Source organism: Streptomyces sp. NPDC054872, assembly GCF_053610705.1.
Genome location: NZ_JBSGYY010000021.1, coordinates 33,025 through 45,310 on the forward strand (window position 1 = coordinate 33,025; position 12,286 = coordinate 45,310).

Consider the following 12,286-nt stretch of genomic DNA (forward strand, 5'->3'; position numbering starts at 1 on the left):
CACCTGCCTCACATGTCCAGGACGATGCGGTCACCACCCGCCCTCGACACACAGATCAGCATCGAGTCGGCACGCTCGGCGTCCGTGAGCAGTTCGTCCCGGTGATCGATCTCTCCTTCCAGGACCCGCTGTTGGCAGGTTCCGCAGAAGCCCTGCTCGCAGGAGTACGCGGTGTCGGGCAGCGCCGCGCGCACGGCGGTCAGGACCGTGGCGTCCGGGGCCACGGTGAGGGTCCGCCCGCTGCGGCGCAGCTCCACCTCGAAGGCGCCGTTGCCCTCCGCGGAGGTGTGCGGCGTGAAGCGCTCCAGGTGCAGTTCGGCGTCGTCCGGCAGCGTCGCGGCCACCGCTTCCATCAGGCCCTCGGGGCCGCACACGTGCACCGCGGTGGCGGGCGCCAGGTCCGCGAGGAAGGCGGCGAGATCCGGGCGGCCGCCCTCGTCCTCCGCGACGACCGTGACCCGGCCCGGCGTGGCGCCGGCCAGTTTCTCCACGTCCTCCAGGAACGGCATCGAGGCCCGGGAGCGGCCCCCGTAAAGCAGCCGCCACGCGCGGCCCACCGCCTCGACCTCCCGCAGCATGGGGAGGATCGGGGTGATGCCGATGCCGCCCGCCACGAAGACGTACGCCTCGGCGTCGGCAAGGGGGAAGCGGTTGCGCGGGCCGCGCACCTCGACCTCCGCGCCCTCCTGGAGCTGCTCGTGCACCTCGCGCGAACCGCCGCGGCCGCCCTGTTCCTCGTCGATGAGGCGGGTCGCCACGGTGTACGAGGAGGTGTCCTCCGGGTCCCCGCACAGCGAGTACTGGCGGACGAGACCGGAAGGGAGGACCAGGTCCAGGTGGGCGCCCGGCTGCCAGGCGGGCAAGTGGTCGCCTTCCAGACGCAGTTGTACGACCCCGTCGGCGACCTTCTCGTGCCGGGTGACGACCAGGCGAAGGGCGCGGGAGCGCGGGCGGCCCGAGACCGGCTCCTCCAGGGCGGGCAGCGGCCACAGCGGGGAGGCGTCGATGCGGCGCCGCATGGCGCGCTTGGCGAGCAGGGCGGCGCCCGTGACGAGCAGGACGGTGCGGATGCGGGGCATGTCAGCGCGCTCCCTTCGGCAGGGATTCCGTCGCGGCCTCGGCCGCGGTGGCCGCCGGGGACGAGGCGAGGTAGGCGACGGCCTGGGCGGTGCTGCCCTCGTGGGAGGGGTGGTAGGCGCGGCTCAGATAGCGGGGGATGGAGCGGATCATGTCCGGGGTCGTGGGCAGCGTGCCCTGCTTGCCGCCCCGGTAGAAGTCCTTGAACGAGGCCTTGCCGCCGATGAGGGTCGGGTCGTTCTCCATGAAGAAGCGCGCGCCGCGCTGCCAGAGGAAGACCAGGGCGGTGAAGGCCGTGGCCCAGGTGCGGGCGCGGCGGCGGTAGCTGCCGTCGACGTGCATGAAGAGCTCGAAGGCGACGGAGCGGTGCTCGACCTCTTCGGCGCCGTGCCAGCGCAGCAGGTCGAGCATGGTCGGGTCGGCGCCCCTGCGGTCCAGCTCGTCCGCGTTCAGGACCCAGTTGCCGAGGAAGGCGGTGTAGTGCTCGATGGCGGCGATCATCGCGACGCGTTCCATCAGCCACCACTTGCGGGCCTTGCCGGGCGGCAGCGTCCGGTCGCCGAGCATCTTCTCGAAGAGCCAGTCGACCTGGGCGGTGTAGGGCGTGGGGTCCAGGCCCTGCTCCTTGAGGTGCGGCAGGACCTCGTCGTGGGCCTGTGCGTGCATGGCTTCCTGGCCGATGAAGCCGATCACGTCCTCACGGAGCCGGTCGTCCCGGATGTACGGCAGGACCTGCTTGTACACGTGGACGAACCAGCGTTCACCCGCCGGGAGAAGCAGATGCAGCACGTTGATCGTGTGCGTGGCGAAGGGGTCGCCCGGCACCCAGTGCAGCGGGGTGTCCTCCCAGGAGAAGGAGACCTTGCGCGCCTTGAGCGGTATGTGCTCGGACGCAAGGGGCTTCGGCTCCCGGCTCTGCGTATTAGACATGGCGTCAATGTACTGACGGGTAGGCGTGCGGGTACAGATCCTTGCGGGGGTCAATTCGACGGTTCTCCTCGGGACGGCCGCGCGGTGCCGGGTCAGTTCGTCCTGCGCAGCGCGAGGAGCGCGATGTCGTCCTCGCGTTCGCGGCCGAAGCACGCGAGGAGCGTGTCGCACAGGTCGGCGACGCCCCTCGGCGCGCCCGCCGCGGCGATCCGCAACTGCTCCATCGACACCGCGAGGTCCATGCCCCGCGTCTCGATGAGCCCGTCCGTGACCATCAGCAGGCGCTCGGTCCGCCGCAGGACCAACTCGCTCGGCTCCGGCCGGTCGAGGCCGAGGCCGAGCAGCGGCCCTTGCACGTCGACGTACGAGGCCGTGCCCTCGTCCCGCACCACGAGCGGCGGGATGTGCCCCGCGTTGGCGATCCGGACGCGTCCGGTGGCCGGTTCGATCAGGCTCAGGCACATGGTGGCCGTCACGCCCGGGTGGTAGTGCTGCAGCATCTGGTCGAGGCGTCCGGCGAGCGCGCCGGGGTCGGGGTCCTCGACGCAGTAGGCGCGCAGCGCGTGCCGGATCTCGACCATCACGGTGGCGGCTTCGAGCGAGTGCCCGACGACGTCACCGATGCCGGTCAGGACGCCGCCGGGCGTCGGAAGCGCCGCGTAGAAGTCACCGCCGATCTCCGCCTGGCGCGAGGCGGGTTCATAGCGGACGACGACATCCGTGCCGGGCAGTTCCGGCAGCTTCGACGGCAGAAAGCTGCGCTGGAGGGTCAGCGCCACGTGGCGCTCCTCCTCGTACATCACCAGGGGTTCCGCGGCCAGCGCGGTGGCGTGGGCGAGCCGCTCGACGAGGTGCTCGGTCTCGTCGGACAGTCCTTCCCGGTACGCGGGCGTCGCGAGGCACACCAGCGCGCGCCCCTCGCTCAGCCGGGCCACGACGAGGGCGGCCTCCTCGGACGCCTGGTCGCCCCACTGCCCGGCGCCCCTCACCGAGCGGAAGAAGCCCGCCGGCCACAGCGGAGCCGGTACGACCGTGTGCCGCACGCCCGTACGCCCCGACATGACGCGCCGCATCAGCCGGGCCACCGCCTCGTGCGCCCCGGGGTCCGGCAACAGGGCGGCGGCCCTGCGCCGGGAGAGCCCCCGGTGGATCTCCCCGTCCCCGCCGAGCACGAACACCGTCGCGGGACTCTCGGTCAGCCGCTCCGTGCCGGTGGCCGCCGCGTCCGCCAGCTCGCCCAGGCAGCGGGCCGACTGCACGGCCAGGATCGCCCCGGCGAGCAACGCCAGGCGCCCGGCCCGGAGTTGGGCGTCACTGCGGGAGCGGGCCCCGCGCGCGGCGGCCCGTACGACCGCCTGGATCTCCTCGGGTTCGGCGGGCACCGTCAGATAGGACTCGCCGCCCGCGTCCAGACCCCGGCACCGGTCGGCCGGCGGGCGGGACGCCGCCGAGAAGTGGACGACGGGCAGGCTCGCGATGGGCGGCAGCTGCTTGATGCGGCGGCACAGTTCATAGCCGCTCATGTCGGGCAGGCCCACGTCGACGAGCGCGACGTCCGGCAGGTCCCCGGCCCGCATCCGCACGTCGAGTTCGATCAGCGCCTCGCTCGCGCTCGCCGCGAGCAGGACACGGTGGCCGTCCCTGCGCAGGACGGCGCTCAGCGCGTACCTGCTGGCGGGTGCGTCGTCGACCACCAGGACCGTGCTGGCTGTGTTCACTGCCTTGCCCTTGACGCTCACGCGGGACAGCCCCTCGGCGCAAAACGGCGCAGGCCGACTCGTACCTGCCCCCTCAAGTTAGCGCGCTGCCGCGCGCACCGGGGGAAGACGGCGGCAGTACGACCCGGTCCGGTGGAGGTGGGCGAACCGGCCACGCGCGCGGCGTGCCCGACAGTAGAATTCCTGGCTTCGGCCTGCGGGAAAAGCGTGACGGCGCCCCCTGCCGCCCTTCGCGACGCCCGGCGGCGGGCGGGGCGGCGTCCACGGCGCTTCCGGCGTCGTACGGAGGCCGGTGGCGGGGCCGGTCGCACGTGTCCTCAGCAGTTCGCGGTAGCGGCCCCGCGCCTCTTCGACGGGGCGATCCGCATGCCGCCCGGACAGTGCACCCTTGGTGAGGAGGACATCCTCGTGACCTTCGCCTTCCGCGCGGCGTTCAACAAAGTGCCGCCCGCCCCCGTACTCCCGAGGACTTCATGACCCAGCACGTCACCACCGCCCTTCCCGCAGACTCACCGGCCGACGGCTCCGCGCGCCACGAGTGGTGGCGCGAAGCCGTCATCTACCAGGTGTATCCACGCAGCTTCGCCGACGGGAACGGCGACGGCATGGGCGACCTGCCGGGCGTCACGGCCCGCCTCCCCCACCTGCACCGGCTGGGCGTGGACGCCGTCTGGCTCTCCCCCTTCTACGCGTCACCGCAGGCCGACGCGGGGTACGACGTGGCCGACTACCGCGCGGTGGACCCCATGTTCGGGGCTCTGCCGGACGCCGACGACCTCGTACGGGAAGCGCACGCGCTCGGGCTGCGGGTGATCGTCGACCTGGTGCCCAACCACTGCTCGGACCAGCACGAGTGGTTCAGGCAGGCGCTGCGCGAGGGCGCGGGGTCGCCGCTGCGCGAACGTTTCCACTTCAGGCCCGGGAAGGGCGATGAGGGGCAACTGCCGCCCAACGACTGGGAGTCCGTGTTCGGCGGGCCCGCCTGGACGCGGGTCGCGGACGGCGAGTGGTACCTCCACCTCTTCGCGCCCGAGCAGCCCGACTTCAACTGGGACCACCCGGCGGTGCGCGAGGAGTTCCGCTCCATCCTGCGCTACTGGCTCGACCTCGGCATCGACGGTTTCCGCATCGACGTGGCGCACGGCCTGGTCAAGGCCGCGGGCCTGCCCGACATCGGCCGCGAGCAGCAGGTTCGGCTCCTCGGCAAGCAGGCCGTCCCCTACTTCGACCAGGACGGCGTGCACGAGATCTACCGCGACTGGCGGCGGATCCTCGACGAGTACGCGGAGATCGGGTCTGGGCCCGAAGGGCATTCCTTGGAAGGGCGGGGGCGGGTGACGGGCGGGCGGATCGCCGTCGCCGAGGCGTGGACGCCGACGGTGGAGCGCAGCGCGCGGTATCTGCGCCCGGGTGAGCTGCACCAGGCGTTCAACTTCGAGTATCTGACGACCGGTTGGGACGCGACGGCGCTGCGCTCCGTCATCGACCGCTCCCTCGTCGCGATGAACGCCGTGGGGGCGCCCGCCACCTGGGTGCTGTCCAACCACGACGTCGTACGCCACTCCACCCGCTTCGCGGACGGCGACACGGCACGGGGCCTGCGCCGGGCGAGGGCCGCCACGCTCCTGATGCTGGCCCTGCCCGGCTCGGCGTACATCTACCAGGGCGAGGAGCTCGGCCTGCCCGAGGTGACCGAACTGCCGGACGAGGTGCGCCAGGACCCGGCGTTCTTCCGCAGCACGGGACAGGACGGGACGCGGGACGGCTGCCGGGTGCCGCTCCCCTGGTCCGGGGAGCGGCCGCCATTCGGGTTCGGGCCGGTCGAGGGCGGACCGAGCTGGCTGCCGCAGCCCGCGGACTGGAAGGACCTCACGGTCGAGGCGCAGGAGGGCGACCCCGCGTCGACCCTGGAGTTCTACCGCCGTGCGCTCGCCGCGCGCCGCGAGCACCCGGCGCTCGGCGGGGGCCGCGACGTGGAGTGGCTCGAAGCACCCGAGGGCGTCCTGTCCTTCCGCCGTACGTCTCCGCGCGGTTCGGTGGTCTGCACGGTGAACCTCACGGACGGCCCCGTCACCGTCCCCACCCCCGGCACCCTGCTCCTGTCGAGCGCCGACGCGCCCCCCGGCGGCGACGCGACGATCCTGCCCGCGGATTCAACGGTCTGGTGGGCAGCCTGAGATGTGACCGGTACAGTCCAATCCTGTGACCGCGCGACTGGCCGACATCGCAGCGCAGGCGGGGGTCAGCGAGGCGACGGTCAGCCGGGTGCTCAACGGCAAGCCGGGCGTCGCCGGGGCCACCCGTCAGTCAGTGCTTGCCGCACTCGACGTCCTCGGCTACGAACGCCCGGTGCGGCTGCGCCGGCGCAGCGCGGGCCTCATCGGGCTGATCACGCCGGAGCTGGAGAACCCGATATTCCCCGCGCTCGCCCAGGTCATCGGGCAGGCCCTGACCCGGCAGGGCTTCACGCCGGTCCTCGCCACCCAGACACCCGGCGGTTCCACGGAGGACGAGCTGACGGAGATGCTCGTGGACCGCGGCGTCTCCGGCATCATCTTCGTCTCGGGCCTGCACGCGGACACCTCCGCCGACATGCAGCGCTACGAGCAGCTGCGCGCGCAGGGCGTGCCGTTCGTGCTCGTGGACGGCTTCTCTCCCAAGGTGCAGGCCCCCTTCATCTCTCCGGACGACCGGGCGGCGATGCGCCTCGCGGTCACCCACCTCGTCTCCCTGGGTCATACACGCATCGGACTCGCCCTCGGCCCCAGACGGTTCGTGCCCGTACAGCGGAAGATCGAGGGCTTCGTACGCACGGTGCAGGACCAGCTGGCACTGACCCCCGAGGAGATCGAGACGGAGCTGGTCCAGCACTCGCTGTACACGCTGGAGGGCGGCCAGGCCGCGACGTCCGCACTCCTCGACCGCGGCTGTACGGCCGTGGTGTGCGCGAGCGACATGATGGCCCTGGGCGCGATACGGACGGCGCGGCAGCGCGGATTCGAGGTCCCGGACGACATATCGGTGGTGGGATTCGACGATTCCCCGCTGATCGCGTTCACCGATCCGCCCCTGACCACGGTGCGCAAGCCCGTCCCCGCGATGGGGCAGGCGGCGGTCCGTACACTCCTGGAGGAGATCGGCGGCACTCCCGCCCCGCACAGCGAATTCGTCTTCATGCCGGAGCTGGTCGTTCGAGGTTCAACCGCCTCGGCCCCTCGGGGACGGACTCGTCCGTAGGGCGTAGAGAATGCGGCCCGAACCAGACCTTGGGATGATCGGTCGGAGGGTCGGTATCTGGCAGACTCTGTGCCTATGGGTGAGATGACTGTGACGACACTGGAAGGCCAGCAGCGGCCCAGCACATCACCCGTCGCGGGCGAGCAGGATGACCGCAATGGGCGGACTTTCCTGCGCCGTCTTCGCACCCCCCGGCGCCCTCGGCTCTGGTTCGAGATCCTGCTGATCGCGGTGAGTTACTGGACGTACTCCCTGATCCGCAACGCGGTGCCGGAACAGAAGTCACAGGCCCTGCGCAACGCCGACTGGATCTGGCAGGCGGAGCAGCACCTCGGGATCGCCGTGGAGCAGAGCGTCAACCACGCGGTGAACTCCGCGACATGGCTCATCGTCGGCATGAACTACTACTACGCGACGCTGCACTTCGTGGTGACTCTCGGTGTCCTGGTCTGGCTGTTCCGCAGCCACCCGGGACGCTACGCGGCCACGCGCACGGTGCTCTTCGCGACCACGGCGGTGGCCCTGCTCGGCTACTACCTGTATCCCCTCGCTCCCCCGCGCCTGATGAACGGCCAGGATTTCATCGACACGGTCCTGGTCCACCAGACGTGGGGCTCCATGGCCTCCGGCGACCTCAAGCACATGTCGAACCAGTACGCGGCGATGCCGTCGATGCACATCGGCTGGTCCCTGTGGTGCGGCCTGACCATCTTCGCCCTGGCCTCGGCGCCGTGGGCGAAGATCCTCGGCCTGCTCTACCCCACGGCGACCCTGATCGTGATCGTGGCCACCGCCAACCACTTCTGGCTCGACGCGGTGGGCGGCATGATCTGCCTGGCGTTCGGCATCGCGGTGGCCCGGGCGTGGTACGGGGCGATGCCGCACAGGCTGCCGCGTGAGGTGGACGCGCCGGAGAACCGGGCGCCGCTCCTGCCGGCCAAGGTCAGGGCCCGTTTCAAGTCCTGAGGCGCCTACGCCCCGTAGAACCTCTCCTCCATCACGGCCCGTGCCCTGCGGGTGGTCCTCCGGTAGTCGTCGAGCATGTCTCCCACATGGCCGGGGTCGTATCCCAGGTACCGGCCGACCGCCGCCAGTTCCCGCCCGTCGGAGGGGAACGTGTCCCCTGCCCGGCCGCGCACCAGCATCACCGCGTTGCGCACCCGGGCGGCCAGGACCCACGCCTCATCGAGGATCGCCGCCTCCTCGGTCGGGATCAGCTCGGCCGCGCAGGCCGCGGCGAGGGCCTGGCGGGTGCGGGTCGTGCGCAGGCCCGGTTCGACCCAGCCGTGGGTCAGCTGCATGAGCTGGACGGTCCACTCGACGTCCGAGAGCCCGCCGCGGCCCAGCTTCGTGTGCAGGGTGGGGTCGGCGCCGCGCGGCATGCGTTCCGCCTCCATGCGGGCCTTCAGACGGCGGATCTCGCGTACGGCGTCGTCACCGAGGCCCTCGGCGGGATAGCGCAGCGGGTCCACGAGCTCGATGAAGGCCCGGCCAAGATCGACGTCGCCCGCGACCGGCTCCGCCCGCAGCAGCGCCTGTGACTCCCAGACCAGTGACCAGCGGCGGTAGTAGGCCTCGTACGAGGCGAGGGTCCGCACCAGAGGGCCGCTCTTGCCCTCCGGGCGCAGATCCGCGTCGATCAGCAACGGCGGGTCCGAGCTGGGGAGTTGGAGCAGCCTGCGCATCTCGGAGACCACCTGCGAAGCCGCCTTCGCCGCCTCGTGGTCGCCGACGCCCTCGCGCGGCTCGTGGACGAACAGGACGTCCGCGTCCGAGCCGTAGCCCAGTTCGTGGCCGCCGAAGCGGCCCATGCCGATCACGGCGAACCGCACCGGCAGCGTGTCGCCCCAGCCCTCGCGGACCACCGCGCGCAAGGTCCCCGCGATCGTGGCCGCCGTGAGGTCGGAGACGCCGTCGCCCACCCGGTCGAGGAGGGCGCCGGGATCCGCCGCCACGGGGCTCTCCTCCGTGCCGTACGAGCCGATGATGTCCGCCGCCGTCGTGCGGAACAGTTCGCGGCGCCGGACGCCGCGCGCCGCCGTCACGGCCTGTTCGGCGCCGTCCGCGCGGCCCACCGCGGCCAGGACCTCCTGCTCCAGGTGGGCGTGATCGCGTGGTTCGAGGCCGCGCTGGTCGCCGAGCAGGGCCACCGCTTCGGGGGCGCGCATCAGCAGGTCGGGGGCGAGGCGGCCCGCGGACAGGACGCGGGCCAGGTTCTCGGCCGCCGCTCCCTCGTCGCGCAGGAGCCGCAGATACCAGGGGGTCTTGCCGAGCGCGTCCGACACCTTGCGGAAGTTCAGGAGGCCCGCGTCCGGGTCCGCCGAGTCCGCGAACCAGCCGAGGAGCACGGGGAGCAGCGTGCGCTGGATGGCCGCCTTGCGGGTGACGCCCGATGCCAGGGCCTCCAGGTGGCGCAGGGCCGCGGCGGGGTCGTGGTAGCCGAGGGCGACCAGGCGTTCGCGTGCGGCCTCCGTGCTCAACCTGGTCTCTACGGGGGCGAGTTGCGCCACGGCGTCCAGGAGCGGGCGGTAGAAGAGCTTCTCGTGCAGGCGGCGCACGACGGAAGTGTGCCGTTTCCAGGCGCGGTTCAGCTCGGTGATCGGCTCCGTGCGCATGCCCAGGGAGCGGCCGATGCGCCGCAGGTCCGCGTCGTCCTCCGGGATCAGATGGGTGCGCCGCAGCTTGAAGAGCTGGATGCGGTGCTCCAGGGACCGCAGGAAGCGGTAGGCGTCGTCGAGCTGGACCGCGTCCACCCGCCCCACGTAGCCGCCGGCCGCGAGTGCCTCCAGGGCCGCCAGGGTCGAGCCGCTGCGGATCGAGGTGTCACCCCGGCCGTGCACCAACTGCAGGAGCTGTACGGCGAATTCGACGTCCCGCAGCCCGCCGGGGCCGAGCTTCAGCTCACGGTCGACCTCACCGGCCGGGATGTTCTCCACGACCCGGCGGCGCATCTTCTGCACGTCGGGCACGAAGTTGTCGCGCTCGGCCGCGTGCCAGACCAGGGGCGCGAGGGTCTCGACGTACTCCGCACCGAGGGCCAGGTCACCGGCCACCGGACGGGCCTTGAGCAGCGCCTGGAACTCCCAGGTCTTGGCCCAGCGCTGGTAGTAGGCGAGGTGGCTGCTGAGGGTGCGCACCAAGGGGCCGTTGCGGCCCTCCGGGCGGAGGTTGGCGTCGACCGGCCAGATGGTGCCCTCGACCGTGGTCTCCGAGCAGATCCGCATCATGTGCGAGGCGAGCCGGGTGGCGGCCTGCAGCGCCTTGGCCTCGTCGGCGGCGTCCACGCCCCCTGGGCCCTCCGCGGGCTCGCCGACGAAGATGACGTCGACGTCCGACACGTAATTCAGCTCGTGGCCCCCGCACTTGCCCATCGCGATGACCGCGAGCCTGCACAGCGCGGCGTCCGCGGGTGCCGCCTGCTCCGCCATGGTGAGCGCGGCGCGCAGGGTCGCCGTCGCCAGGTCCGCGAGCTCGGCGGCCGCCTCGGGCAGGTCCGTCGTGCCGCAGACGTCACGGGCCGCTATGGCGAGCAGGCAGCGGCGGTAGGAGACGCGCAGCGACACCGGGTCGGTGGCGTCGGCGAGGCCGCGCTCGAACTCCTCGACGCCGGGGTGCAGGTCGGCCAGTTCGTACGTGACCAGGGCCTGCCAGTCGCTGGGGTGGCGGGCCAGGTGGTCGGCGAGGGCCTCCGACGCGCCGAGCACGCCGAGCAGCCGGTCACGCAGCGGCTTGGCGCTGACCAGGGTGTCGAGCAGCTCCTGGCGGCTGGTGTCGTCGGGCTGGCCCTCGACCAGGCGTACGAGGCCCAGGAGCGCCAGGTCGGGGTCCGCGGCGGCGCCGAGCGCGTCGAGGAGAACCGGGTCGGTCCGCACCGCCGACAGCTCGGGGGCGCCGAGCAGCCGCTCGGCCGCGGACGGATCGGTGAAGCCATGCCGCAGCAGCCGCGTGAACGTACTGCTTCTGCGCCCTTGCGGCACCGTCATCCCCGCGCCTCCGTTCGATCATCCTGGCCCGAGCCTACGGCCTGACCGATGAGTTCTGCCCGCGTGCGGAGTCCGTACTTGGTCGGGAGTATCGAGGGCAGTGTCAGGGAGGCGGATCATGCCGAGCAAGGAACCCCGTACGGAGCTGGATTCCCGGTACAGCAGCGCGGGGGCCGGCGCGACCCCGTGGTCCGACGCGGTGCGGCAGCTCAGGGCGGCCGAGCTCTTCTGGATCTCGACCGTACGCCCGGACGGGCGCCCGCACGTCACTCCACTGCCCGCCGTCTGGCTGGACGGCGCGCTGCACTTCTGCACGGGCCCCGAGGAGCGCAAGGCACGAAACCTGGCGGCCAACCCCGAGACCGTCCTGACCACGGGCGTCAACCTCTGGGACAAGGGTTATGACCTGGTCGTCGAGGGGCCCGCCGTCCGGATCACCGACGAGGAGAGACTGCGGCGCCTCGCGACGGCCTGGGAGGACAAGTACGGCAGCTTCTGGCACTACGAGGTACGGGACGGCTGCTTCCACCACGGCCCGGGCCACGCGTACGTCTTCGAGGTGGCTCCCCGTACGGCTTTCGGCTTCGGCAAGGGCGAACCGTTCAGCCAGACGCGCTGGAGTTTCGGGTGAGGGTTCCGGAGCGGACGCGGCCGTTCACGCTGACAGAGCTCCCGAGCCTTGATGTACTCGGCCCATGGAATACACACTCGAGGTGATCCCGCTCCCCGTCAGTGACATCGACCGGGCCATGGAGTTCTACCGCGACAAGGTCGGCTTCCACGTGGACATCGACCAGGAGGTCATGCCGGGCATGCGCATCGTCCAGCTGACCCCGCCGGGGTCCGGCTGTTCCATCGCCCTGGCGGACGCCCTCTGGGACACGATGGACGGACCGACCCCGGCCCCCGGTTCCTACCAGGGCCTCCAGCTGTGCGTAGCCGACGCGAAGGCGGCGCACGCCGAGCTGACCGCGCGCGGCCTGGAGATCTCGGAGCCGGTGGCGCACGCGCCGCAGGACGGCGGCACGTTCATGTACTTCAAGGACCCGGACGGCAACGGCTGGGCGATCCAGGAGTACAGGGTGCGGGCGGAGACGCCTTTGCAGGCGGCGATCGTGAGCGCCCTTTAGGGCACGACGGGGAACTGCGCGCTCGGCGCGCAGTTCCCCCGCACCCCTGCCGGGGCTTTACAGCACCGGCAGGTTCTTCCGCAGCTCGAAGGCGGTGACCTCGCTGCGGTACTCCTCCCACTCCTGCTTCTTGTTGCGCAGGAATTGATGAGCCTCTGCGGCAGCCTGCCTAGATCCGACCCACCCCCCTTCTGACCTGCAGTGTTAAGGT

Annotated in this window: 9 protein-coding genes and 1 pseudogene; 5 read left to right on the plus strand and 5 right to left on the minus strand. The window is 71.7% G+C overall.

Features of this window, described 5'->3' with window-relative positions:
* Positions 1-8: 8 nt before the first annotated feature.
* The 3 genes from ACWGIH_RS24770 to ACWGIH_RS24780 form a co-directional block, all read right to left on the minus strand.
* Positions 9-1,079 carry a PDR/VanB family oxidoreductase gene (locus ACWGIH_RS24770; RefSeq protein ID WP_453451402.1) on the minus strand — a complete coding sequence of 357 codons (1,071 nt, stop codon included), beginning with the start codon at positions 1,077-1,079 and terminating at the stop codon, positions 9-11.
* A gap of 1 nt (position 1,080) precedes the next feature.
* Positions 1,081-2,007 (minus strand): metal-dependent hydrolase, encoded by a 927-nt coding sequence (locus tag ACWGIH_RS24775; RefSeq protein WP_451202963.1) that lies wholly within the window; start codon positions 2,005-2,007, stop codon positions 1,081-1,083.
* 92 nt (positions 2,008-2,099) lie between these two features.
* A complete protein-coding gene (locus ACWGIH_RS24780) occupies positions 2,100-3,725 on the minus strand; it encodes a SpoIIE family protein phosphatase (RefSeq protein WP_453451401.1) in 1,626 nt (541 codons plus the stop codon).
* Between the two features lie 473 nt (positions 3,726-4,198).
* Between ACWGIH_RS24780 and ACWGIH_RS24785 the strand changes: the two genes are divergently transcribed.
* The 3 genes from ACWGIH_RS24785 to ACWGIH_RS24795 all read left to right on the plus strand — a co-directional run bounded on the left by ACWGIH_RS24785 (position 4,199) and on the right by ACWGIH_RS24795 (position 7,928).
* Positions 4,199-5,902: a glycoside hydrolase family 13 protein gene (locus ACWGIH_RS24785; RefSeq protein WP_453451400.1), complete on the plus strand. Its 1,704-nt coding sequence runs from the start codon at positions 4,199-4,201 to the stop codon at positions 5,900-5,902.
* A 25-nt stretch (positions 5,903-5,927) separates the two neighbouring features.
* Positions 5,928-6,962, plus strand: coding sequence for a LacI family DNA-binding transcriptional regulator (locus tag ACWGIH_RS24790; protein WP_453451398.1), 1,035 nt, complete (start codon positions 5,928-5,930; stop codon positions 6,960-6,962).
* 75 nt (positions 6,963-7,037) lie between these two features.
* Entirely contained in the window at positions 7,038-7,928 is an 891-nt protein-coding gene (locus tag ACWGIH_RS24795; RefSeq protein WP_453451397.1) for a phosphatase PAP2 family protein, read from the plus strand.
* 5 nt (positions 7,929-7,933) lie between these two features.
* Here ACWGIH_RS24795 and ACWGIH_RS24800 read toward each other — a convergent pair whose 3' ends face one another.
* On the minus strand, positions 7,934-10,945 hold the full coding sequence (locus ACWGIH_RS24800; protein WP_453451396.1) for a bifunctional [glutamine synthetase] adenylyltransferase/[glutamine synthetase]-adenylyl-L-tyrosine phosphorylase: 3,012 nt from the start codon (positions 10,943-10,945) through the stop codon (positions 7,934-7,936).
* Between the two features lie 118 nt (positions 10,946-11,063).
* Here ACWGIH_RS24800 and ACWGIH_RS24805 point away from each other — a divergent pair, with 118 nt between their 5' ends.
* Together ACWGIH_RS24805 and ACWGIH_RS24810 are read left to right on the plus strand one after the other, a co-directional pair.
* A complete protein-coding gene (locus ACWGIH_RS24805) occupies positions 11,064-11,576 on the plus strand; it encodes a pyridoxamine 5'-phosphate oxidase family protein (RefSeq protein ID WP_453451395.1) in 513 nt (170 codons plus the stop codon).
* Between the two features lie 64 nt (positions 11,577-11,640).
* A complete protein-coding gene (locus ACWGIH_RS24810) occupies positions 11,641-12,075 on the plus strand; it encodes a VOC family protein (RefSeq protein ID WP_453451394.1) in 435 nt (144 codons plus the stop codon).
* Positions 12,076-12,132: 57 nt separating this feature from the next.
* Here ACWGIH_RS24810 and ACWGIH_RS24815 read toward each other — a convergent pair.
* A pseudogene (locus ACWGIH_RS24815) lies at positions 12,133-12,219 on the minus strand (glutamine synthetase); the annotation flags it as partial.
* Between the last annotated feature and the right edge of the window lie 67 nt (positions 12,220-12,286).

Excerpts from the sequence above, each read along its gene's own strand:
- ACWGIH_RS24775 (WP_451202963.1), bottom strand. The coding sequence starts at position 2,007 with ATGTCTAATACGCAGAGCCGGGAGCCGAAGCCCCTTGCGTCCGAGCAC.
- ACWGIH_RS24795 (WP_453451397.1), top strand. The coding sequence starts at position 7,038 with ATGGGTGAGATGACTGTGACGACACTGGAAGGCCAGCAGCGGCCCAGC.
- ACWGIH_RS24785 (WP_453451400.1), top strand. The coding sequence starts at position 4,199 with ATGACCCAGCACGTCACCACCGCCCTTCCCGCAGACTCACCGGCCGAC.
- ACWGIH_RS24810 (WP_453451394.1), top strand. The coding sequence starts at position 11,641 with ATGGAATACACACTCGAGGTGATCCCGCTCCCCGTCAGTGACATCGAC.
- ACWGIH_RS24805 (WP_453451395.1), top strand. The coding sequence starts at position 11,064 with ATGCCGAGCAAGGAACCCCGTACGGAGCTGGATTCCCGGTACAGCAGC.
- ACWGIH_RS24800 (WP_453451396.1), bottom strand. The coding sequence starts at position 10,945 with ATGACGGTGCCGCAAGGGCGCAGAAGCAGTACGTTCACGCGGCTGCTG.
- ACWGIH_RS24770 (WP_453451402.1), bottom strand. The coding sequence starts at position 1,079 with ATGCCCCGCATCCGCACCGTCCTGCTCGTCACGGGCGCCGCCCTGCTC.